Origin of the sequence: Streptococcus sp. 27098_8_186 (assembly GCF_041432055.1) — a bacterium.
In the GTDB taxonomy this organism is placed as follows: domain Bacteria; phylum Bacillota; class Bacilli; order Lactobacillales; family Streptococcaceae; genus Streptococcus; species Streptococcus dentalis.
On the sequence record NZ_JAPVYV010000013.1, the window covers coordinates 1 to 22105 of the forward strand.

At 41.2% G+C, this 22105-nt stretch carries 19 protein-coding genes; 3 read left to right on the forward strand and 16 right to left on the reverse strand.

Annotated features, from left to right (window positions below; all coding sequences use genetic code 11):
• Positions 1-106: 106 nt before the first annotated feature.
• The 5 genes from O3602_RS09475 to O3602_RS09495 all read right to left on the reverse strand — a co-directional run bounded on the left by O3602_RS09475 (position 107) and on the right by O3602_RS09495 (position 6607).
• Entirely contained in the window at positions 107-1033 is a 927-nt protein-coding gene (locus O3602_RS09475; RefSeq protein WP_003013893.1) for an ATP-binding cassette domain-containing protein, read from the reverse strand.
• 10 nt (positions 1034-1043) lie between these two features.
• Complete coding sequence (locus tag O3602_RS09480; protein ID WP_049485799.1) at positions 1044-2111, reverse strand: ABC transporter ATP-binding protein; 1068 nt, start codon at positions 2109-2111, stop codon at positions 1044-1046.
• Between the two features lie 11 nt (positions 2112-2122).
• Positions 2123-3049, reverse strand: a complete 927-nt coding sequence (gene oppC, locus O3602_RS09485; RefSeq protein ID WP_003010290.1) for an oligopeptide ABC transporter permease OppC — start codon at positions 3047-3049, stop codon at positions 2123-2125.
• Positions 3049-4548: an ABC transporter permease gene (locus tag O3602_RS09490; protein ID WP_003013994.1), complete on the reverse strand. Its 1500-nt coding sequence runs from the start codon at positions 4546-4548 to the stop codon at positions 3049-3051. Before O3602_RS09490 ends, oppC begins: the two co-directional genes overlap by 1 nt.
• A gap of 73 nt (positions 4549-4621) precedes the next feature.
• The gene (locus tag O3602_RS09495; protein WP_003013873.1) at positions 4622-6607 is read right to left on the reverse strand and encodes a peptide ABC transporter substrate-binding protein; all 1986 of its coding nucleotides are present in this window, start codon (positions 6605-6607) and stop codon (positions 4622-4624) included.
• A 205-nt stretch (positions 6608-6812) separates the two neighbouring features.
• Here O3602_RS09495 and O3602_RS09500 point away from each other — a divergent pair, with 205 nt between their 5' ends.
• Positions 6813-8054 (forward strand): serine hydrolase, encoded by a 1242-nt coding sequence (locus tag O3602_RS09500; RefSeq protein ID WP_371611584.1) that lies wholly within the window; start codon positions 6813-6815, stop codon positions 8052-8054.
• A gap of 58 nt (positions 8055-8112) precedes the next feature.
• Here O3602_RS09500 and sufB read toward each other — a convergent pair whose 3' ends face one another.
• The 9 genes from sufB to O3602_RS09545 all read right to left on the reverse strand — a co-directional run bounded on the left by sufB (position 8113) and on the right by O3602_RS09545 (position 18329).
• Entirely contained in the window at positions 8113-9525 is a 1413-nt protein-coding gene (sufB, locus tag O3602_RS09505; RefSeq protein WP_003010279.1) for a Fe-S cluster assembly protein SufB, read from the reverse strand.
• Positions 9526-9557: 32 nt separating this feature from the next.
• The gene (gene sufU / locus O3602_RS09510) at positions 9558-9992 is read right to left on the reverse strand and encodes a Fe-S cluster assembly sulfur transfer protein SufU (RefSeq protein WP_003010276.1); all 435 of its coding nucleotides are present in this window, start codon (positions 9990-9992) and stop codon (positions 9558-9560) included.
• Positions 9979-11205, reverse strand: a complete 1227-nt coding sequence (locus O3602_RS09515; protein ID WP_371611585.1) for a cysteine desulfurase — start codon at positions 11203-11205, stop codon at positions 9979-9981. Before O3602_RS09515 ends, sufU begins: the two co-directional genes overlap by 14 nt.
• Before the next feature lie 9 nt (positions 11206-11214).
• Entirely contained in the window at positions 11215-12477 is a 1263-nt protein-coding gene (sufD, locus tag O3602_RS09520) for a Fe-S cluster assembly protein SufD (protein WP_371611586.1), read from the reverse strand.
• A 66-nt stretch (positions 12478-12543) separates the two neighbouring features.
• Positions 12544-13314, reverse strand: a complete 771-nt coding sequence (gene sufC / locus O3602_RS09525) for a Fe-S cluster assembly ATPase SufC (RefSeq protein WP_371611587.1) — start codon at positions 13312-13314, stop codon at positions 12544-12546.
• Between the two features lie 135 nt (positions 13315-13449).
• Positions 13450-14607: a glycosyltransferase family 4 protein gene (locus tag O3602_RS09530; RefSeq protein WP_369088136.1), complete on the reverse strand. Its 1158-nt coding sequence runs from the start codon at positions 14605-14607 to the stop codon at positions 13450-13452.
• Entirely contained in the window at positions 14604-15341 is a 738-nt protein-coding gene (gene mecA / locus O3602_RS09535) for an adaptor protein MecA (protein ID WP_003013950.1), read from the reverse strand. Before mecA ends, O3602_RS09530 begins: the two co-directional genes overlap by 4 nt.
• 135 nt (positions 15342-15476) lie before the next feature.
• The gene (locus O3602_RS09540; protein ID WP_003013906.1) at positions 15477-16313 is read right to left on the reverse strand and encodes an undecaprenyl-diphosphate phosphatase; all 837 of its coding nucleotides are present in this window, start codon (positions 16311-16313) and stop codon (positions 15477-15479) included.
• A gap of 108 nt (positions 16314-16421) precedes the next feature.
• Complete coding sequence (locus O3602_RS09545) at positions 16422-18329, reverse strand: DUF2207 domain-containing protein (protein WP_371611588.1); 1908 nt, start codon at positions 18327-18329, stop codon at positions 16422-16424.
• A 117-nt stretch (positions 18330-18446) separates the two neighbouring features.
• On the opposite strand from O3602_RS09545, the gene O3602_RS09550 reads away from it, so the two are divergent.
• Together O3602_RS09550 and O3602_RS09555 are read left to right on the forward strand one after the other, a co-directional pair.
• Positions 18447-20009: an ABC transporter substrate-binding protein/permease gene (locus O3602_RS09550; RefSeq protein WP_371611589.1), complete on the forward strand. Its 1563-nt coding sequence runs from the start codon at positions 18447-18449 to the stop codon at positions 20007-20009.
• A complete protein-coding gene (locus O3602_RS09555) occupies positions 20009-20749 on the forward strand; it encodes an amino acid ABC transporter ATP-binding protein (protein WP_003010256.1) in 741 nt (246 codons plus the stop codon). The genes O3602_RS09550 and O3602_RS09555 overlap by 1 nt, the downstream gene beginning before the upstream one ends.
• A 119-nt stretch (positions 20750-20868) precedes the next feature.
• On the opposite strand, the gene O3602_RS09560 is transcribed toward O3602_RS09555, so the two are convergent.
• Together O3602_RS09560 and O3602_RS09565 are read right to left on the reverse strand one after the other, a co-directional pair.
• Complete coding sequence (locus O3602_RS09560) at positions 20869-21084, reverse strand: hypothetical protein (RefSeq protein ID WP_003004771.1); 216 nt, start codon at positions 21082-21084, stop codon at positions 20869-20871.
• A gap of 108 nt (positions 21085-21192) precedes the next feature.
• Positions 21193-22086: an SPFH domain-containing protein gene (locus O3602_RS09565; protein WP_371611590.1), complete on the reverse strand. Its 894-nt coding sequence runs from the start codon at positions 22084-22086 to the stop codon at positions 21193-21195.
• Positions 22087-22105 lie beyond the last annotated feature (19 nt).

Consider the following 22105-nt stretch of genomic DNA (forward strand, 5'->3'; position numbering starts at 1 on the left):
ACTATATTAGTATATCATGACCTTCCCCTACTGTCAACACTTTTTTTCAAAAATTTTTACTTTCTTGAAAGTTTTTTGAATAAAGAAAATAGAGAGGGAATCCTCTCTATTTATATTCTTGTCTGTATTTGTTTTCTTCAGCTTTGTTAGCCCATACATAATGACCTGGTTTAATTTCAACCATTTGTGGTTTATCTTCAGAGTAATCATGTTGTTCTGGATCATAGATTTTTAGAACTTTTTTACGTTCTAGAATTGGATCTGGAATTGGGACCGCTGAAAGAAGCGATTGCGTGTACGGATGGATTGGGTGATTAAATAGCTCTTCAGTTTCTGCTACTTCTACAATAATCCCTTTATAGATAACTGCAATACGGTCAGAAATGAAGCGCACAACTGACAAGTCATGGGCGATAAAGAGATAGGTCAAGCCTAATTCTCTTTGGAATTTTTTCAAAAGGTTCAAAACTTGCGCACGTACTGAAACGTCAAGGGCTGAGATTGGTTCATCCGCAATGACAAATTCTGGTTCCATGACAAGTGCACGGGCAATACCGATCCGTTGACGTTGACCACCTGAGAATTCGTGAGGGTAACGTGTCAAATGTTCTGCTAGAAGTCCAACCTCATGCATAATATTTTTCACTTTTTCCTGACGTTCTTCTTCACTGTTAAACAAATGGTGGTTGATCAAACCTTCAGAGATGATATAATCAACTGTTGCACGTTCATTCAAACTTGCTGCTGGGTCTTGGAAGATCATTTGAATTTTACGGATCAACTCTGATTTTTCACTATGAGAGTTTTTTCCGTTGATCTTGCGCCCATCATAAATAATTTCTCCAGCACTTGTATCATTCAAACCGATGATCGCACGGCCAATTGTCGTCTTCCCACTTCCTGATTCACCAACAAGAGAGAAAGTTTCTCCCTTATTAATGAAGAAATTGGCATTCTTTACAGCAACGAATTTTTTACTTCCTTCACCGAAGGAAATTTCTAAATCTTTAATTTCAACTAATTTTTCAGTCATTTCCTTCCTCCTATTCTGTCATGTGAGTGAAGCCCATTTTTGAGCCAATCTTTTCGTGAAGGTTTTCGATTACTTCTGGTTTATGAACTGTTGGTGCATCTGGATGGAGCAACCATGTCTTAGCCCAGTGAGTATCGGTTACTTTGAAAGCAGGTGCCTCTTCTTCAAAATCAATCTGCATTGCATAGTCTGAACGAAGTGCGAAGGCATCTCCTTTGATTGGAGCATACAATGATGGCGGAGTCCCTGGAATAGAGTAAAGATCACCATCTGAGGTTGACAATTGAGGCAAGCTTGAAAGCAAGCTCCATGTATATGGATGTTTTGGATCGTAGAAAATTTCTTCTACTTTCCCAAACTCAACAATTTCGCCAGCATACATAACGGCTACTTTATCTGCAATACTTGCAACCACACCTAAGTCGTGGGTGATGAAGATAACTGTAAATTGGTATTCTTTTTGAAGGGATTTCAACAAATCAATGATTTGCGCTTGAATGGTTACGTCAAGGGCTGTTGTTGGTTCGTCACAGATTAAGATATCTGGACGACAGGCCAAGGCGATGGCAATAACGATCCGTTGACGCATCCCACCTGAATATTGGAATGGATACTCATCAAAACGACGTTCAGCATCTGGAATTCCAACTTTCTCCATATAGTCCAAAGCCATTTCTTTGGCTTCTTTAGCTGTTTTCCCTTGGTGTTTGATAATGACTTCTGTAATTTGTGAACCAATTGTGTTGATTGGGTCCAAACTTGTCATTGGGTCTTGGAAAATTGTAGCGATCTTTGATCCACGAATATTTTCCCAATCTTTATTCGATTTCAAATCTGTCAATTCTTGACCACGGTATTTAATCGAACCTTGGGCAATACGGCCGTTATCTTCTAACATTCCAGTGAATGTTTTTGTCAAAACTGATTTCCCTGAACCTGACTCACCAACCAAGGCAAGAACTTCACCTTCCACTAGCTCAAGCGATACGCCACGAATAGCTGTCAGTACGCGATCGCGCACGTCAAATTCCACTACGATATCTTGAGCAGATAAAATAATATTGTTATTTGATGTCATATCTACTCCTCTTATCTATGTGTACGTGGGTCGCTGGCATCGGCCAAGTTTTGTCCGACGATAAAGAATGACAAGGATACTAAAATCAAAACAGTAAGCGGAATCCAGAATAGGTAGGCATTTGTAGTTACGTTTTGAGAATAGTCAGAAATCAATCGTCCCAAACTTGGAACTGTAATTGGAAGACCAAGTCCGAAGAAGGAAAGGAAAGCTTCGTAAGAAATAAAGCTTGGAAGCAACTGTGATGTTTGTGTCACGATAACAGATACCAATTGAGGCAAAATATTTTTCGTAACAATTTTCAAAGTTGGTGTTCCTAATGTTCGGCTGGCAAGGTTGTACTCCAAATCACGGTAACGCATGATTTGGACACGAATGGTATAAGCAATTCCGATCCATCCTGTTAAGGACATGGCAAGAATCAAGTTCCAGAAACCAGATCCCATTGAGTAAGTCAAGACGATAACGATCAACATAAATGGAATGTTTGAAATAACGTTATAAACTTCCATCATGATACGGTCGATAGATTTTGAGATCCCCCAAATTCCACCAACGATGACTCCGACTACCACGTTAATAACAGTGGCGATGAAGGAAATGATAATAGAATTTCGAGCACCAAACCAAACTCCATCAAAGAGGGATTTACCGTTATTATCTGTACCAAAGAAAGCTTTGGCACTTGGTGGATTCAAACGTGCTGAAAAGTCATTTACCTTACTTACGTCGTTGTAATCAAAATTTGAAAACATCGGGTAGACAAAACTCATCAAGAGAATCCCAATTAAAATAGCAAGCATAATGATGGTAGTTCTTTTTTTCAAGAATTGTCTGAATACAGATTTCCAGTAAGAATATGCTGGAGCATCGATTACTTCAGAGGCAAAGTCATCGCGTTTTACAAACTGAAATTTATTTTTATCGATTGTAGCCATTATTTGCCTCCTTTCGTATTCGTTAATTTAATCCGTGGATCAAGCACGGTCATCAAGATATCACCTAACATGGCAGCAAAGATACCAAGTGATGTGAAGATGAAGACAAGTCCGATGACCATGGTGTTGTTTGATGCTTTAATAGAGTCAATCAACATTTTACCCATACCTGGGAAAGCGAAGACCGTTTCAGTAAGTGTCGCACCTGAGATAACTCCAATAATAGAACCTGGAATACCAGATACCAATGGAACCATCGCATTTTTGAAGATGTGTTTTCTTGAGATCTCACGTTCTGACAATCCTTTTGAACGAGCAAAACGGACGAAATCTTGCGAGTGGATATCGATCATGTAACGACGAATCCAAACTGCGATAAATGGAGCACTCAACAAGCCAAGAATCAGAGAAGGCAATACATATGAACGCCAATCCTGTGCTCCAAGTACTGGGAATGAGTCTGGAAGTCCAAAGAATGAACCTGCTAGACGCACAATGTAAACAAGGGCAATAGTTGGAAGAGACATCATAAATGTCAAGGTTGCTGTTGAGATGCTATCAAACCATGAGTCCTTGAACAGAGCCATGTAAGATCCTAATGGGATCGCAATCAAGTAAGCAATCGCAATACCAATCAAACCAATGATTGAAGAAGATGCAATCATGGATGGATTCTCATAGTTGCTCAACGTTGCTGTATAAGCGTCCCCTTTACCAAATCGACTGATATCTTGTGAGTCTGCCTTACTTGGTGATTTGTAGGTACGTGAGTAGATATCGATTGAAGATGTCTTTTTACCTGTCGGGAAGTTCACTTCACTCTTCTTAGTCGTTCCTTGTCCTTGGGTAATAACTTGAAGAACAGGGGTATTTGAATAAGTTGGATATGAATTTCCAAGGTTTAAGGTCACAAAGTTTTGGTGTACATATGGGAATTGACCATTAAAGTACAAGAGGTATTTGTGCTTCGTACCAGAACCTACAACAGACCAACCAATAGATGGATCATTTTCAATACGGATATAGCGTTTGAGATTTGGATTTGAGGCATCTTTCACCCAACCTGGATGATCAAATTGAATCAAATTCGCATAGAAACTAATGACACGTTCAAAAACCGGAATTTCACGCACCGCATAGAAAGACTTGCTTTCTGGGAAACGTTTCAACTGCCAACCATGACCTAATTTTTTAATGTATTCCTTATAGATCTTTTCATTAGCAGTAGTCGCATCAACTGTTACAGAAGAATCTTCTTTACTTGCTTTTTGTTGCAAGCTCTTTGAATCCATGTATTCCAAATAACCCATGCGATCGTAGACAGTATTTTCGTAGTTGATCTTCGAATCTTTTGTCTTCGCTACTTTATTGTAGTTAGGGTCATTCTTAAAGATGAGATTTCTCGGTGTTAGCGTATAGATAATCATGTAGGTTAATGTCGTGACGAGAAAGATCGACACTAACGAACGCAAAATACGCATAAAAACATATTTTTTCATATTTCATTCCTTTAATGTCCAAAAGAACTTTCTCCCCTAGAAGAGAAAGTTCTAATGAAAAGCAATAATTAAATTATTTAACGTGTTTTTCAAGATCTTGTTGAGCTTTTTTGTTTGACTCAGCTTTTTCTTTTTGCCATTTTTCACGTGCTTGTTCGTATTGTTTCTTAGTAACTGGTTCATCTTGAACTTCTACATATTTGAAGTATGAAGATCCTTTGTTACCTGTTTGAGATGATGGGCCAGAGAATGGGACCACTTTAGAGATGACAGTTGCTGCACCTGTACTTGACATTGTTGGAACCACCAAAGCACTATCGCTCAACCACGCTTGAGCAGCTGCGTATTTTTCATATCGTTTTGCTACATCTTGTGATTCACTATTAGCATCTGCAAGAAGTTTTGCATACTCATCTAAGCCAACCGCTTTAGCTGAAGCATTATCTACACCACCTGCAAAACCAAGGTAGACTTTTGTTTGGTCTTCTGAAGATGGTTGAAGTGTATCGAGGTAAGTTGATGGATCATCATAGTCTGGGTTCCATCCAACCAATCCTTGAAGGTCCCAATCAGCATCTGCTGCTGATGGTACATTCAAAGTAATGTTCAATACTTCATCTTGGTCCATCATTTGAAGATCAAGAACAACATTGTCTTTACCAAGAGTGTCTTCCACTGTTTGTTTCAAAGATTGCATCCGAGCAACAAATCCTTTTGAGTTTTGTGCTACTGGTACATCAATATGAATCGGGAATTGAACACCATCTTTTTGAAGTTCAGCTTTCGCTTTTTCAAGTTGAGCTTTGGCTTTGTCTTTATTGTAAAGACCGTCTTGACCATCTTCAAGGTTGATACCCTTCCATTGGTCTCCATAAGTAGTCAACTTATCTGCAACTACATCTCCAAAATCTTTTCCATTTACTTGCACAAAGGCTGGAGCTGTGTAGGTATTACGGATAGCTGGTTTAGCAAATTCTTTACTATTTAACTGTGCAGAATAGCTTTCACGGTCTAACGCAAAGGTAATTGCTTGACGGAAATCTTTGTTCAAGATTGCTTTCTTAGTCGCAGCCTTTTCAGCATCTGATTTTTTAGCAGTGTGTTTGTATGATTGACGGTCGATGTTGAAACCAAGGACCGCTACACCTGAACCAGCTGGTGTGTTGTAGATATTGTCTTTGTATTTTTTCGAAATAGTTGCAAAGTTTGAACTTGCAGGGAACAAACGAGCAACTGTATAAGCCCCATCAGAGAAGCCACGTGCCAATGAATCTTGGTCTGATCCATCGTAGTAAGTAAGTTTCACTTCTTTAAGGTGAACGTTTTTCTTATCCCAGTAATTGTCGTTCTTTTCAAATACAACAGATGATTTTGAAGTAATAGATTTAAGAAGGAATGGTCCATTTGCAAGGATTGATTTCACATCGTTTGGTTGACCAAAATCATCGCCTTTACTCTTCAAGAAATCTGTGCTAATTGGGAACAAGATTCCGTTTGTAGTTTTAGAATTCCAGAAAGTTTCTGGTTTATTCAATGTATACTCAAGTGTGTAATCGTCAACAGCTTTGACACCAACCTGGCTGAAGTCTGTGATTTTCCCTTGCACATAATCATCCAAGCCTTTGATAGATCCTTGAACTAGTGGAAGAGTTTCAGATTTTTTATCAGCAGCGTGTTTCAAACCAGTCACGAAGTCTTTAGCAGTCACTTCGCCATGTTCTTCACCATCTGCATCATACCACTTAACCCCTTTACGAATTTTGTAGGTATAAGTCAAACCGTCTTTTGAAACAGACCAATCTTCCGCAAGTGATGGTACGAGATTCCCATACTTGTCATTTGCCATCAAACCATCTACGACGTTTGTAGTGATATCATGTGTAGCAGCTTTAGAAGATACAGTGTAGTCCAAAGTTTGAGGATCATCTGTGTAGACATAACCATAGTTTTTGTCTTCGCCTGAGCTTTCTTTGCTAGTATTTGAACTAGAACATGCAGCCAACAATCCAGCTGCAAGGAGTGTTACTCCGGCAACTGCGAATACTTTACCTTTTTTCATAGGAATTCTCCAATAGTTTTTTTAGATTTGTTTAAGATTATATCACAAGTAGAAAAAAAAGTAAACTAAATTTTCTGAATATTCGATTTATCACTATTCAAAAACCTTGCTATGACTGACTTTTTAGGCTAATTGATGATTTTACGATTTTCCATTAATCATTTGTATGATACAATAGAGAGGACTAAGCAACGAGGAAACAACTGTGAAAAAATTCTTTCTTTCTTTTTTAACCTTCATCCTGCTGTTATGCAGTTTACCTTATCAAGTCGTTCTAGCAGATGAGCTAGAACTTCCTGCTCAAAGTGCTATTGCTGTTGAAGCTGATACAGGTAAAATCTTATATGAAAAGGATTCAGAGAAAAAGCGAGATGTGGGGGGACTATCTACACTCTTGACTACTTATCTGATTTTCGAAGCCATTCATGAAAAAAAACTTTCTCTGAAAGATCCTATCAAACTGTCTGAGAAAGCTCTAGCCTTAAATTATATCGAAGGTGCTGGCACTCTTCCTATGGAAGCGAACCAATATACGGTTGAACAGTTATTGACTGCTCTTTTAGTTGGAAATTCTAGCACTGCTGCCTTGGCCTTAGCTGAGAAAGTGGGTGGCTCTGAGAAAAGCTTCGTTGAAAAAATGAAGCAAAAACTTACTGAATGGGGCATTCAATCTCCTCATTTAATCAATGCTACCGGATTAAATACTCAAACCATTAGCGGAGATCCTGACGGGAAAGAAGACGAAAATCAATTGAGTGCTTATGATATTGCTGTTATTGCCAAGCACTTACTCCAGGATTTTCCTGAAGTGACCAAATATACTTCAAAGCCCACTGCTCTTTTTTCAAACACGCAGATTGAAAACCCCAACCTGATGCTAGAAGGCATGCCGAATTACCGTTCAGGCGTCGACGGCCTTCGGGTCAGCAACTCTACCAAAGGTGGTATCGCCTTTGCTGCATCGACGACGCAAAATGGCATTCATATGATCACAGTTGTCCTAGGAGTTGAGGCAGTTGACGGTGATCCTTATGCCCGCTTTGTGGCTACTTCTTCTCTAATGAACTACGTGGTACGAACCTTTGTTTCTTCCATTGTCGTCAAAAAAGGAGATCCTTACGGAAAAAGTAAGGCAACTGTCATGGATGGGAAATCCGAGACTGTTTTAGCTGTTGCAAAAAAAGACTTCTATATCGTCGAAAAGCAAGGCAGTCAAGCGGAACCAAAAATTCAATTCAAGAGTAACCAAGAATCATTCCGAGCACCTGTCAAATCAGGCACAAGTCTTGGAAAATTACACTACACTGATCCAGATAAAATCGGACGTGGCTACTTAGAAGATCAAGAACCAACAGTCGATATGGTAGCAGGAAGAACCATTGAGAAAAGCTTTTTCTTAAAGGTTTGGTGGAATGAATTCGTTCGATATGTCAACGAAAAATTATAAGCAAAAAAATCACAATGGAGTCAAATCCATTGTGATTTTATTTTGCTATTAAAACGAATTATCCTACAGATCCTTCCATTTCGTAGCTAATGAGTCGGTTTAACTCAACGGCGTATTCCATTGGAAGTTCTTTTGTAAAGGGCTCTACAAATCCCATGACAATCATTTCTGTCGCTTCTGATTCAGACAAACCACGACTCATCAAATAATACAGTTGTTCTTCTGAGATTTTTGAAACCTTAGCTTCGTGCTCCAAAGCAACTTGTGAGTTGTGAATTTCATTAAATGGAATGGTATCTGATGCTGACAAATCATCCATAATAATGGTATCGCACTCAATATGAGAAACTGATTTCTTGGAATTTTTGTTAAAGGTAACTTGTCCACGGTAGTCTACCTTTCCGCCACCCTTCGCGATGGATTTGGACACGATAGACGAGCTAGTGTGAGGGGCATTGTGGATCATCTTGGCACCTGTATCTTGGTGTTGACCTGCATTCGCAAAGGCAATGGACAACATGGTCCCACGCGCTCCTTCTCCATCTAGATAAACAGATGGGTACTTCATGGTTGTCTTGGCACCTAAGTTTCCGTCGATCCACTCAACTGTGGCATCTTTTTGAGCTTTGGCCCGCTTGGTGACCAAGTTGTAGACATTGTCTGACCAGTTTTGGATGGTCGTGTAACGCATATAAGCACCATCCAAGGCAAAGATCTCAACAATCGCTGCATGGAGGCTATTGCTTGAGTAGGTCGGCGCTGTACAGCCTTCCACATAGTGGACACTCGCCCCCTCATCCACGATAATCAAGGTACGCTCAAACTGACCTGTATTTTCGTTGTTGATACGGAAGTAAGTTTGAAGGGGGACGTCTACTTTTACGCCTTTTGGTACATAAATGAAGGTTCCACCAGACCATACTGCTGAGTTGAGGGCAGCCAATTTGTTATCCGTTGGTGGTACTAACTTCGCAAAATACTGTTTGAAAAGGTCTGGATATTCTTTTAGGGCAGAATCCGTATCGGTGAAGATAATCCCCAACTTTTCAAACTCTTCTTTCATATTGTGATAAACCACTTCTGATTCATACTGGGCAGAAGCCCCCGCTAGATAGGCACGTTCGGCTTCTGGAATCCCGATTCTCTCAAAGGTTTCCTTGATTTTCTCTGGAACTTCGTCCCATGAACGGGCAGGTTTATCCGAAGGTTTTTGATAATAGATCAAATCATCAAAGTCAATTTCTGATAGATCGGCTCCCCAGGTTTGCATGGGCATCTTTTTGAAGGTTTCAAAAGATTTCAAACGGAATTCGAGCATCCATTCTGGTTCATTTTTTGCTGCAGACAATTCACGAATAACCGCTTCATTCAATCCCTTCCCGGTAGAGAGAATGGGTTGAACGTCATCGTGAAATCCAAATTTATATTCACCGAGATCAATTGGTTTCGGTTCGACTCTTTCTTCAGCCATAATTTCCTTTCTTTCTCTGTTTCTTCTTTTAACTATTTGCTACGTTCAATCGCTTTTTTGAGAGCATTCCAGGAGAGGGTTGCACATTTAATCCGTTGTGGGAATTTTGAGACCCCTGATAAGAAGGCTGCGTCTCCTAATTCCTCTTGGCGAGGATCTGACTGGCCTTGGACCATTTCTGAAAAGACCTGTGCCAATTCTTCAACTTCCTCTTTTGTTTTTCCCATTACAGCATCTGTCATCATACTAGCTGAAGCTGTTGAGATCGTACAACCTGAATTAACAAAGGCAATATCTTCCACCCTGTCATTCTCATCAAATTTCACACTTAACTGGATCACATCTCCACAAGTTGGATTGTTGAGTTGGATCTGATCAACATCTTCAATCTGCCCTTGGTGATGGGGGTGTTTTGAATGATCGGCTACGACCGCCATGTACAGCGAATCTAATTTAGAAAGTGCCATTGAAAAACTCCTTTGCTTTGATCAATGCCTCAATTAATTTATCACAGTCCGCTTTGGTGTTGTAGATATAAAAACTTGCTCTCGTTGTCGCTGGGACTTGTAGGTATTGAAGGAGCGGTTGTGCACAGTGGTGACCTGCACGAACGGCAATCCCTTCATAATCTAATGCTGTTGCTAAGTCATGCGGATGGAGATCTCCTAGATTAAAGGAAATGACACCAGAACGTTGGGCTAAGTCTTGGGAACCATAGATGGTCAAGCCTTCGATAGCCTGTAATTTTGGAAACACATAGGCAATCAGTTCTTGCTCATGCGCTTCTACCTGGTCCATACCCAGCTCTTCTAAGTAATCGATTGCTGCACCAAGACCAATTGCGCCCGCCATATTAGGTGTTCCAGCTTCAAATTTCCAAGGCAATTCCTTCCAAGATGCAGATTGTTCGTAAACAAAGTCAATCATCTCGCCCCCAAACTCGATCGGAGACATTTGCTCTAAGATTTCTTCCTTCCCATAGAGGACACCAATCCCTGTTGGTGCAGCCATCTTGTGGCCAGAAAAAGCAAAGAAATCCGCATCTAAGTCTTGTACATCAATGGCCATATGAGGGGTTGATTGAGCCCCATCTACGACCATGATCGCTCCAACTTCATGAGCTAATCGAGCAATTTCCTTGATCGGATTGACCACCCCTAAGACATTCGAAGCATGGGTGATGGAGACAAATTTTGTCTTCTCACTAAGCTTGCTCTTTAAGTCCTGCATATCCAGTAAGCCATCTTTTAGATAGACATAGACCAGTTTTGCTCCCGTCTTCTTGCAGGCTTGCTGCCAAGGAATGATGTTGGAGTGATGTTCCATGATGGAAATCAGGACTTCATCCCCCTCTTTTAAGACTTCTTCTGCGTAGCGGGCTACCCAGTTAAGTCCGGTCGTTGTCCCTCTTGTAAAGAGCACTTCCTTGGTTGATGAAGCATTGATAAATTTTCTGACTTTCTCACGCGCTACCTCATAAGCTGCTGTCGCTCGTTCAGCCAAGGTATGGACTCCACGGTGAACATTGGCGTTATCTTGCAAATAATAGTGATTGACTGCTTCGAGAACACGTTTAGGTTTTTGCGTCGTTGCCGCATTATCTAGATAAACCAAAGGCTCATCATGAACTAGTTGATCGAGAATGGGAAAATCTTGAGCAATCGTATTTTTATCTAGCATTGTTTCTCCTTAGCGTTGAGATAACTTTTCTTCGATGGTGGCAATCATTTCATCACGTACTTCTTTAACTGGGATTTCAACAATAACAGATCCCAAGAAACCACGCACCACTAAGCGTTCTGCTGTGTGTTGATCCAGACCACGACTCATGAGGTAATACATATCTTCTGGGTCCACTTGACCGATCGACGCAGCATGGCCTGCTGTGACGTCATTTTCATCAATCAAGAGAATTGGGTTGGCATCTGAACGCGCTTGATCCGATAACATCAAGACACGGCTTTCTTGCTGAGCATCTGCTCCTTTGGCCCCCTTGATAATATGACCGATTCCGTTGAAGGTCAAGGTCCCTTTTTCAAGAATAACCCCATGTTGCAAGATATTTCCGATCGAGTTGCAACCAAAGTTTGTCACGCGGGTGTCAATTCCTTGTACCTGACGACCGCTTGATAAAGCAACGACTTTCAAATCTGCATGACTTCCGTTTCCAAGTAAGTCACTGTCAAAGTCTGCAACCACGTTACCTTCGTTCATCACACCGATGGCCCAATCAATGCTGGCATCCTGACCTAGTTTTCCACGTCGACTGATGTAGGCTGTGACATTTTCACCCAGGCGGTCTATCGCCGCAAATTTCACTTGGGCACCTGAGCGGGCGATCACCTCAACCGTCACATTAGCAGTTGCTGTTGCTGAGCCATTACCTTTTGATTCTAGGCGTTCCAAATAGCTGAACTTGCTGTTTTTGCCTGCGATAATCAAAATGTGCTTATTAAAAGGTACATCACTGTCGCTATCCTGGTAGAAAATACCTTCGATTGGTTCTGAAATTTCGACATTGTCTGGAATATAAAGGACAGCCCCACTATTAAAATAAGCCGTGTGGTAAGCTGCTAGTTTATCATCATCGTATTTAACTGAAGACATGAAGTAGTCTTCCACCACCTGCGGAATTTCTTCTAGGGCAGTATGGAAATCTGTGAATAGAACTCCTTGGTCTGCCAAGGCTTGTGGCACCTGTTCAAATACAGTTTGGGTTCCAACTTGGACTAATTTTAAGTTTGAATCGAGGGCTGAAAAATCGGGAACATTAGCAGAAGCCTCGCTTTCTGTGATCGTCCAATCCCCAAGATTCCAGCGGTGAAATTTGACGCGTTCAATGGCTGGCAATTCCAACTGATCGATCTTGTCAAAAGCTTTTTTTCGTAAATCTTGCAGCCAGCTTGGCTCAGCATGCAGTTCCGAAAAGAGGGTAATATTTTCAATACTCATTTTTTTCTCCTAATAAAGATACTATCTGTTTGATTTTATGACAACATTAGATCACTTGTCATCAGGTTATAGTTCTTCTTTATAGTCGTAACCGAGTTCTTCTGCAAGTTGGGCATAGCCTTCACGTTCCAAGCGTGCAGCCAATTCTGGCCCACCTGAAAGCACGACACGGCCTTCCATCATCACATGAACGACGTCAGGAGTAATATAGTTCAACAAACGTTGGTAGTGGGTGATGATCATAGCTCCAAAACCTTCACCCCGCATTGCATTAACCCCTTTAGATACGACCTTAAGAGCATCGATATCCAAACCAGAGTCAATTTCATCCAAAAGGGCAAATGTTGGTTCCAACATCAACAATTGAAGGATTTCATTGCGTTTTTTCTCACCACCTGAGAACCCTTCGTTCAAATAGCGTTCTGCCATTTCTTCTTTCATGTTGAGCAGTTCCATCTTTTCATCCAATTTTTTGATAAAATCACGAATAGAGACCTTCTCGTCCTCTTCTTTACCAGCATTCATGGCTGCACGTAAAAATTCTGCATTCGTAATTCCTGGGATTTCTGAAGGGTATTGCATGGCAAGGAACAAGCCCATCCGTGCACGTTCGTCTACTTCCAATTCCAAGATGTTGACACCATCAAACAGAATCTCCCCTTTGGTTACTTCATAATTTGGGTTTCCCATAATGGCAGCTGACAGAGTAGATTTCCCTGTTCCGTTTGGTCCCATGATGGCTGCGATCTCACCAGTTTTTAGGGTCAGGTTTACACCTTTTAAAATTTCTTTGCCTTCAATTTCAACGTGAAGGTCTTTAATTTCTAATGTCGACATTGCATTCCCTTTCTTTTTACTCTGAAGTCTGGAAGGTTTCTCAAAGCAAAGATCCCTTCATCACAAAGTATTTTTTTACCTTTCAAGTATATCAAAAAAAAGCCTAAATGGCTTTTCTTTTGATTAGAACTATTCTTATTTAGTTTTTTCTTTTCGTTTTTGACGAACTTCCTCCCGGTAGGAAGAATTCCCTATATAGCGCAGAACATTTAACAAAGGACTATGATGTGGCCCCAGAACCCCGATCAATTCTGCTAACAGCTCTACTCCAAACAAGAGCCCGATCACAAGTAGGACGCCACCAATGCGACTCGAGATGTTGAGTAAGAGAGAAATCAAGGAGAAGATCATCGAAATCCCATAGATCACAAGAACAGTTCCCCGATGCGTTAAGCCTAGGGAGAGTAGGCGGTGGTGTAAGTGATTGCGATCAGGTTTATAAAATTTTTGACCAGACAGGGTCCGACGGATAATGGCTAAAAAGGTATCTGTAATCGGTACTCCCAAAATGATCATAGGAGTAACGACAGCAACTGCCGTTGAATTTTTCAAACCTTGCAAGGACAAGACAGAAATCATGAATCCGATAAACAAGGCACCCGTGTCTCCCAAATAGAGAATAGCAGGATGGTAGTTAAAAGGAAAGAAACCTGCGATGGACGCAACCAAGACAAAGATCGTCATGGTCAAAAAGAGATTGGGCACCGGCAGAAAGAAATAGGACACAATCCCCATTGTCACGAGAGAAATAATAGAGACCCCACTCACCAATCCATCTAGTCCATCAATCAGATTGACCGCATTGGTGATAGAAACGATCCAAATCACTGTCAAAAGATACGATAGCCATGGTTCAAAATGAAGTAAGGGACCACCGAAAGGAATCTTAAAATCATTCAGCCGAAAATCTGTCAAAAACCAGACCAGACTCGCCGCTAGCAGGATGCCGATCATCTTTTTCTTGGCAGACAACTCTTTTACATCATCGATCAAGCCTGTGAGAGCGATAATCCATCCCGCTCCTACGACCGGCAATGTATAGGAGAGGTAACTTTTGATTGGTGCGGCGGTGGATGTCAGCATAGGAATAAAGACGAGAGTCGCAATCGAAAAAGCGATCACAATAGACAGTCCACCCGCGCTTGGCATGGGTTTGGTATTGATCCGACGCGCATTCGGATAATCTACGGCATCAATCTTAAAGGAGAATAGGCGAACCAAGGGCGTCAATACCAAGGCAATCACAAAAGTCCCAATCAGCACCAGAACAAATTGCAAGGAAAAGGACATCATAAGCTAGCAACTTTCTTCAAATTCTCAATCGCACCAGACACCATTAATAAATGACCATGTTCCTGCAGAACTGCCCGTGTCACTTCTGAATCATCCGCATACTCCCGAATGATGGCAAGTAACCAGGTTGGATATTGATTTGGTTGATCCTCTGTATCGATCAAGACAGTTAAATAATAATCGGATCCCATTTTGTATAATTCAGAGGTATCCACTGGAAAGCTTACCGTTTTTGAAAAGGCAACTGCTTGCTGGATATTTGAAAAACGCAAAATGTAATAAATATACTGACTTACTGGCGCTTCAGGTGTCGGATCTTGTTCTTGATTGTCACGTAACTCTTCTTGTTCCAAATGGTGAATAGCTTCTGCATCCCCTTTTGTCTTATCAGAGATTGTTTTTTCCAAGGTTTTGATAAATTCATCTGGCGTCATGCGCGACAACTCTTCCATATCAGGAAGATCTGACAAATCCTCAAAATCCAATTGTTGGTCAATTTTTGATTTGGTAACAAAAACATCCAATTTATCTGGTTTTGGTGTCACACGAAAACTCAGCATCCCGCTATCCAGGAAGCTTTCTGGCATTTCGAGCTCATCCAAAATGGCGTAGAAAAATTCTTCTGTTTTTTCTTGCGGGACAAGAAAATCAGCAATTTCCATCCCACGTTCTTCTAAGTCTTCTAGTTGGATTGTGATTTTAATAGTTGAATCACTAATTTGCTTCATCTTCATAGCATAACCTCATACTTCTAGTCTTACTATTATACTAAAAAATTGGATAGAATTCAAAAAAAGGATGCATAGAAAAGAGGTTGGGACAAAAGTCTCCAACCTCAAAAAACAATTTGATCGAGTTCAACCGTTCTATTAGAAAATGACACGGAGGAGTCCATACAATAACAAGATAGAACCAAGAACAATCCGGTATTTCCCAAAGACGGTGAAATCATGATTTTTCACATAATCTGTCAAGAAGCGGATAGCATACATACTAACCACAAAGGCTACTCCCATCGCTACCAGTAGAATAAAGAGTTGTCCCAGTGCAAGCGAATGCCCTCCTAGAACGAATTTCCCAACTTTTAAGAGACTTGCTCCAAACATAGCTGGAATTCCTAGATAAAAGGTGAATTCTGTCACGACTGGACGGCTAACACCATTGATCAAGCCACCTACAATCGTAGCACCTGAACGGCTTGTTCCTGGAAATAGCGATAAGACTTGGAAGAGTCCGATATAAAGAGCTGTTCGATAAGGAAGTTTACGCAATTCCGTCACTGCCGGCTCAACTTGTTCCCGTCTTTCTAGATAGATAAAGGCAATCCCGTATGTGATCAACATAATCGCAACGGAAATCGAATTGTGGAAATGCGCCTCAAACCAATCATCTAATTTAAAAACAAAGACAAGCGGGAGCGTTGCAACCGCAACTTTTGCCCATAATTGCCAGGTCCGCCGTACTTCGAGTGGAGATTTACCAGGTTTGAAGGGATACAATTTATCGAAATAAATCACCACAACCGCAAGGATCGCACCCAATTGGATCACGACATTGAACATCTCCATAAAGGCCGGATCTTGATTTTTAAATTGCACAAAATCCTGTAGCAGAATCAAGTGACCAGTACTTGAGATTGGCAACCATTCTGTAATCCCTTCGACAATCCCAAAAAGAACCGCCTTGATTAATTCGATCAGAAACATCTTTTTCTCCTAAACTTACATTTGATCTATTATATCATAATTCTATGGACTGGACCAGGCCCTCCGTACTAGAAAGGAAAGAGCGACCAAGACCATTCTTAGTGCTACTTAGAAGGCACCAAAGCCTCCTCCGCCTCCTCCGCCAGAGAAGCCTCCTCCACTACCAGAAGAAACCGTGAAATGACTAGCTGTCGATGCTGTCGATCCATAAGTAGACATGGCATGACTTGAGTGGGTCACATCATGATAGAACGGAGTATAAACGAAGGCGTTTAAGGCTTGATTTTCTAGATGAATATTCCGAAGTTTCATAACCTTTGTGACCTGATCGGCTACACCATACAAGGCCGCATAGACCAATAAGCGATTCCATAGGACCAGAGACTGCAACTCTGCATCGTTGAGGTGGGCAATTTCTTTCAACATCCGACCAAAACTATCCCAGTAATAGCGTTGCTCAGCACCCGCAAGATTGACAACACCATCTCGTAGGCAGGCTTTAAAGACACCATTGAAGCGCACTGGCATAAACCAAAGTATGAGGATCCCTATCAAACAAGGAACAGAGAACCAACCCATCCCAAAGATGGCAAAGATTTCTGCTCCAAGGGCGATAAACCAAGCAGCCCAACCAAAGAAGAGACTTCGTCTAGCTTGCGCTTCTTCTTTTGCTTCTAAAGGGCGATAGTAGCTTGGCAAATGGAGATCTTCCACCTTGCGATGAACATCTCGGGCCACTTGGTTCACAGCCGTATCGAAACGAGCCTGAGCCTTACTTCCTAGTGAACGAATCGCATCTTGATCTGCTTTTTTGGCATGTTTGTATAGATCATCACTGAATTCATAATTCTCAAAGAGACGGTTAACAGGACAGGAAACTTGATCCCCAAAAGCCATATTCATAAAGGAGCGTTCAAAATCATCCACATGTCCATGAGACTTCCTGGTCAAAATTACTTCATTTCCTTGTTGCTCGTAAACAATCACTCCACGATCCATCAGATCCAGCAAAGTAGCTTGAAGCATTTTTTCAAATGTAAATACCGGCGGAGTCGCCTTCTCTTTATTGGTTGGGGAAGCCTCGTCTAATTCAGCTGAATAAACAACCGAACTCATAATCAGGGGTGCAATGTCCTGTGGAATTTCATAAAGACGAGTATCGGTCGGATAGGTCACACCAGGCCAAATCATTTTTTTGAACCGATTGCGACCCACGAGAGAAAGAAGCCAGAGTGCAATAATTAAGGCTGGCAAGATCCAGTTCCAAAACATGCGTGTCCAGTATTTTTCCTGTTCAATTTTAGCTTGGTTCTTGTGAAATTCATCCAATTTGGTCAATCCTGTATTTCGACCAGAATCATACAAGGTAGTTAGGTCTGACTTCAACCAGTAACCATACAACTCCACAGCCTTTCCTTTGCCTAAGTTATAGAAAGTGGCAGAATAGATTCCATCTTCTTTCTTTACAGTCACATCCGGTCCCATAAAGGCTGTATGGATATACAGTTCCGACCGGGCATTGGCTGGTGCAAACTTAGGAATGACACGAAATTGAACTTCGTCCACCTTCTGATCGCCATCCGTAATTGGTTTCCAGTTCAACTGCAAGATATCCTTGTGTGAATAAAGAAGATTTTTTAATTTCCATGTGACTTTAATTTTGACTGTATCTGTCGCCACACCACTGTTATAAATTTTCACTCGGTAGCCATCACCTAGATTCGTAATCTCGGGTTCTCTTTGAAGATCACGACCTTCCACCTCAACCTTTGGCGGTATCTCAATTGCAAAGCCCTGTGGCATGTTCCCCGCAGTTCCTAGGCTAACATACTGCCCTCTATAAGAATCTTTGAAGTAATAGACCAACTCCTCCTCATAGGTGGCATCATCCCAGGTGTCCAAGGTCAAGGTTCCACCATAGTAAAGTACATCATAAGATGGACTAGATGCATGGACATTCTGACTGACAAAAAGGCAGGCCAGAAAGGTGAAAAAAACATACAAATACTTTTTCATTTGATCACGCTCCTTTGTATTATTATAGCATTTTTTAAATAAAAAGAGGACCATGTTTGAAATGCAACCCATTTTACTGTACAATAGGAAGAGTTAAAATAAGGAAGAGGAGAAAAAATGAAAAAAACATTATTCGCGCTCTTAACAGGGCTTTTCATTTGCCTAGGCATCACACAGATTGCTCATGCAGATGACTATTTACGAATTGGAATGGAGGCTGCGTATGCTCCTTTCAACTGGACTCAAGAAGATGATTCAAATGGAGCCGTAAAGATTGATGGCACCAACCAATATGCCAATGGTTACGATGTGCAAATCGCCAAAAAAGTTGCTGAGGAGTTAGGTAAAAAACCTCTGATCGTAAAAACATCTTGGAACGGTTTAATTCCAGCCCTCACTTCTGGTAAAATCGATATGATTATCGCTGGGATGAGTCCAACCGCTGAACGTAAAAAAGAGGTCGCCTTCTCCAAGAGCTACTATACCAGTGAACCGGTCATGCTCGTTCGTAAAGATGGAAACTATGCAAACGCCACTAGTCTAGATGACTTTAAGGATGCAAAGGTCACCTCTCAACAAGGGGTCTACCTCTATTCTCTCATTTCCCAACTCAAGGGTGCGAAACAAGAAACTGCAATGGGTGATTTTGCCCAGATGCGTCAAGCTTTAGAATCGGGTGTTATTGATGCCTATGTTTCTGAACGTCCCGAAGCCCTAACCGCCGAGTCCGCTAATTCTAAATTTAAGATGATTCAATTCAAAAAAGGATTTGAAGTTGGGGAAGAAGATGCGACTATCGCTATCGGGATGAAGAAGGGTGACACTAGAATTGACCAGGTCAATGCCGCACTAGCTAAGATTTCGTCTGAAGACCAAGTCAAACTCATGGATGATATGATTAAGAAGCAACCAGCTTCCAGTGATGCTAGTGATGATAAGCAGACATTCTTTAGCCAAATGATGAAGATTTTAAAGGATAATGGCCCACAGTTCTTACGGGGAACTGGAATGACCCTCTTAATCTCTATGACTGGAACTATCGCTGGGTTGATTATCGGTTTGTTAATCGGTGTCTTCCGGACAGCTCCGAAGGCTAAAAATAAATTCCTTGCTGGATGCCAAACTGCCTTTGGTTGGTTCCTCAATGTCTACATTGAAATCTTCCGTGGAACTCCGATGATCGTTCAATCCATGGTCATTTTCTACGGTTCCGCCCAAGCCTTCAACATTTCCTTGGATCGTACCTGGGCCGCCATCTTTATCGTATCAATCAATACCGGAGCTTATATGAGTGAGATTGTTCGTGGTGGGATCTTAGCAGTGGATCCAGGTCAGTTTGAAGCAGCGACTGCTCTAGGAATGACCCATGGACAAACCATGCGCAAGGTCGTCCTTCCACAGGTTGTTCGCAATATCTTGCCAGCAACAGGGAATGAATTTGTTATTAACATCAAGGATACATCTGTTTTGAATGTTATCTCTGTAGTTGAACTGTACTTTACAGGAAATACGGTCGCAACTCAAAACTACCAATACTTCCCAACCTTTACGATCATCGCTGTGATTTACTTCGTTCTCACCTTTACCATCACACGAATTCTTCGCTATATCGAACGTCGCTTAGATTCTGATACTTACACTACAGGTGCAAATCAAATGCAAGTCAAGGAGGTGAAATAATGGCAGAAAAAATTCTTGAAATCCAACATTTAAAAAAATCTTATGGTCAAAATGAGGTTTTGAAAGATATTTCCCTTACGGTTGAAAAAGGAGAGGTGATCTCCATCATCGGGAGCTCTGGTAGCGGAAAATCAACCTTCCTTCGCTCCATCAATCTTCTAGAGACTCCTACAGCTGGAGAGATTCTCTATCGCGGACAAAATGTTCTTGATCCTGAGTATGATCTTACCCACTACCGCGAGAAATTGGGAATGGTTTTCCAAAGCTTTAATCTCTTTGAAAATTTAAATGTCTTGGAAAATACCATCGTTGCACAAACGACCGTCCTCAAGCGCGATCGTGAAACTGCAGAGAAAGTTGCCAAAGAAAACCTTGAAAAAGTCGGTATGGGATCTCAATATTGGGCTGCCCGTCCGAAACAACTTTCAGGTGGTCAAAAGCAACGGGTCGCTATCGCACGCGCCCTCTCTATGGATCCTGATGCCATTCTCTTCGATGAACCGACTTCTGCCCTAGACCCAGAAATGGTTGGGGAAGTCTTGAAAATCATGCAGGACCTTGCAAAAGAAGGACTCACCATGATTGTCGTAACCCACGAAATGGAATTTGCCCGCGATGTCTCTAGCCGGGTCATCTTCATGGACAAGGGTGTCATCGCTGAGCAAGGAGATCCAAAAGAAATCTTTAGCAATCCCAAAGAAGAACGGACCAAGGAATTCCTTCAACGCTTCTTGCATTAATCTCTTGAAACAGTTTGCTTACCAGTATGGAAGCAAGCTGTTTTTTTGTGCATCCTCTTCTTTTGTGCATAGAAAAAAACCAGAGAGCACACTCTCTGGTTTTCAATTGGAATAACAAATTAATCTTCGAATTTTTGATGATTTTTGTCATAAAAATCAATCAATCCAAGTGCAGTTTCAAACGAGATGTTCTTCACTTTTGCACGTCCTTGAGCCAAGGCAATGATAGACATTTCACGGGCGTTTGTTTCTTTGCTGATACGATAACCTGTAATTTTCTTATCACGCACCCATCCAACAACTGATTCTACTTTTTCAAAGTTCGATTTAGCCATGATCTTTCTCCTATATTATTATTTCCAATACTAATATAAATTTTTTTGCACATTTTGTCAACTAAAATCGCTGAAAATACGAACCTTTTTTAAAAAATGAAAAAAAGTTTACTTTGCTTTCAAGGCTGATAATATTTGTGTACGAATGTTTTCGACGCCATCTGGGTTTGCTGGTAGGAAAATCGTATTATTTCCTTCTTTATCTGCAAAATTATTTAAGGTATCTAAGTACTGGTTGGTTAAGAGAATAGACATGATTTGTTCTTCAGTCAAGTCTACATTCGCACCTTTTAACTCTTTAATAGAGTCTGCCAATCCATCGACAATAGCCTTCCGTTGCTCAGCAATACCAACCCCGTGCAAACGGTCTTTTTCCGCCTCAGCTTCGGCAGCAGTAACGATCTTGATTTTGTCTGCTTCTGCCAATTCCTGAGCTGCCACGCGTTTTCTTTGCGCTGCATTGATCTCATTCATGGATTGTTTCACTTCGGCATCTGGCTCAACTTTGGTGATCAAGGTTTTAACAATAATATATCCATAAGTTGACATTTCTTCTGCCACTTGTTTTTGAACTTCAAGGGCGATTTCATCTTTTTTCTCAAACAATTCATCCAAGGTCAGCTTAGGCACAGAAGAACGAAGAGCATCTTCAATGTATGATTTAATCTGTGATTCTGGGCGCATGAGTTTGTAGTAGGCATCCTTTACGTTGCTTTCGTTCACTCGGTATTGCGTCGCCACATTCATGGTGACAAATACGTTATCCTGAGTTTTTGTTTCAACCACGATCTCACTCTGCAAGACGCGCAATTGAACTCGTGCGGCAATTTTATCGATGCCAAAAGGCGCTCGCATATGAATGCCACTATCACTAATTTTTTTATAACGTCCGAAACGCTCGATGATGGCAACGGATTGTTGTTTCACCACATATAGTGAGCTGATCACAATGACTCCTGCAACTAGTAGCAAGAATAAAACAAAGATAATAAATCCTGGCATAAAAAGTTCCTCCTTTTAA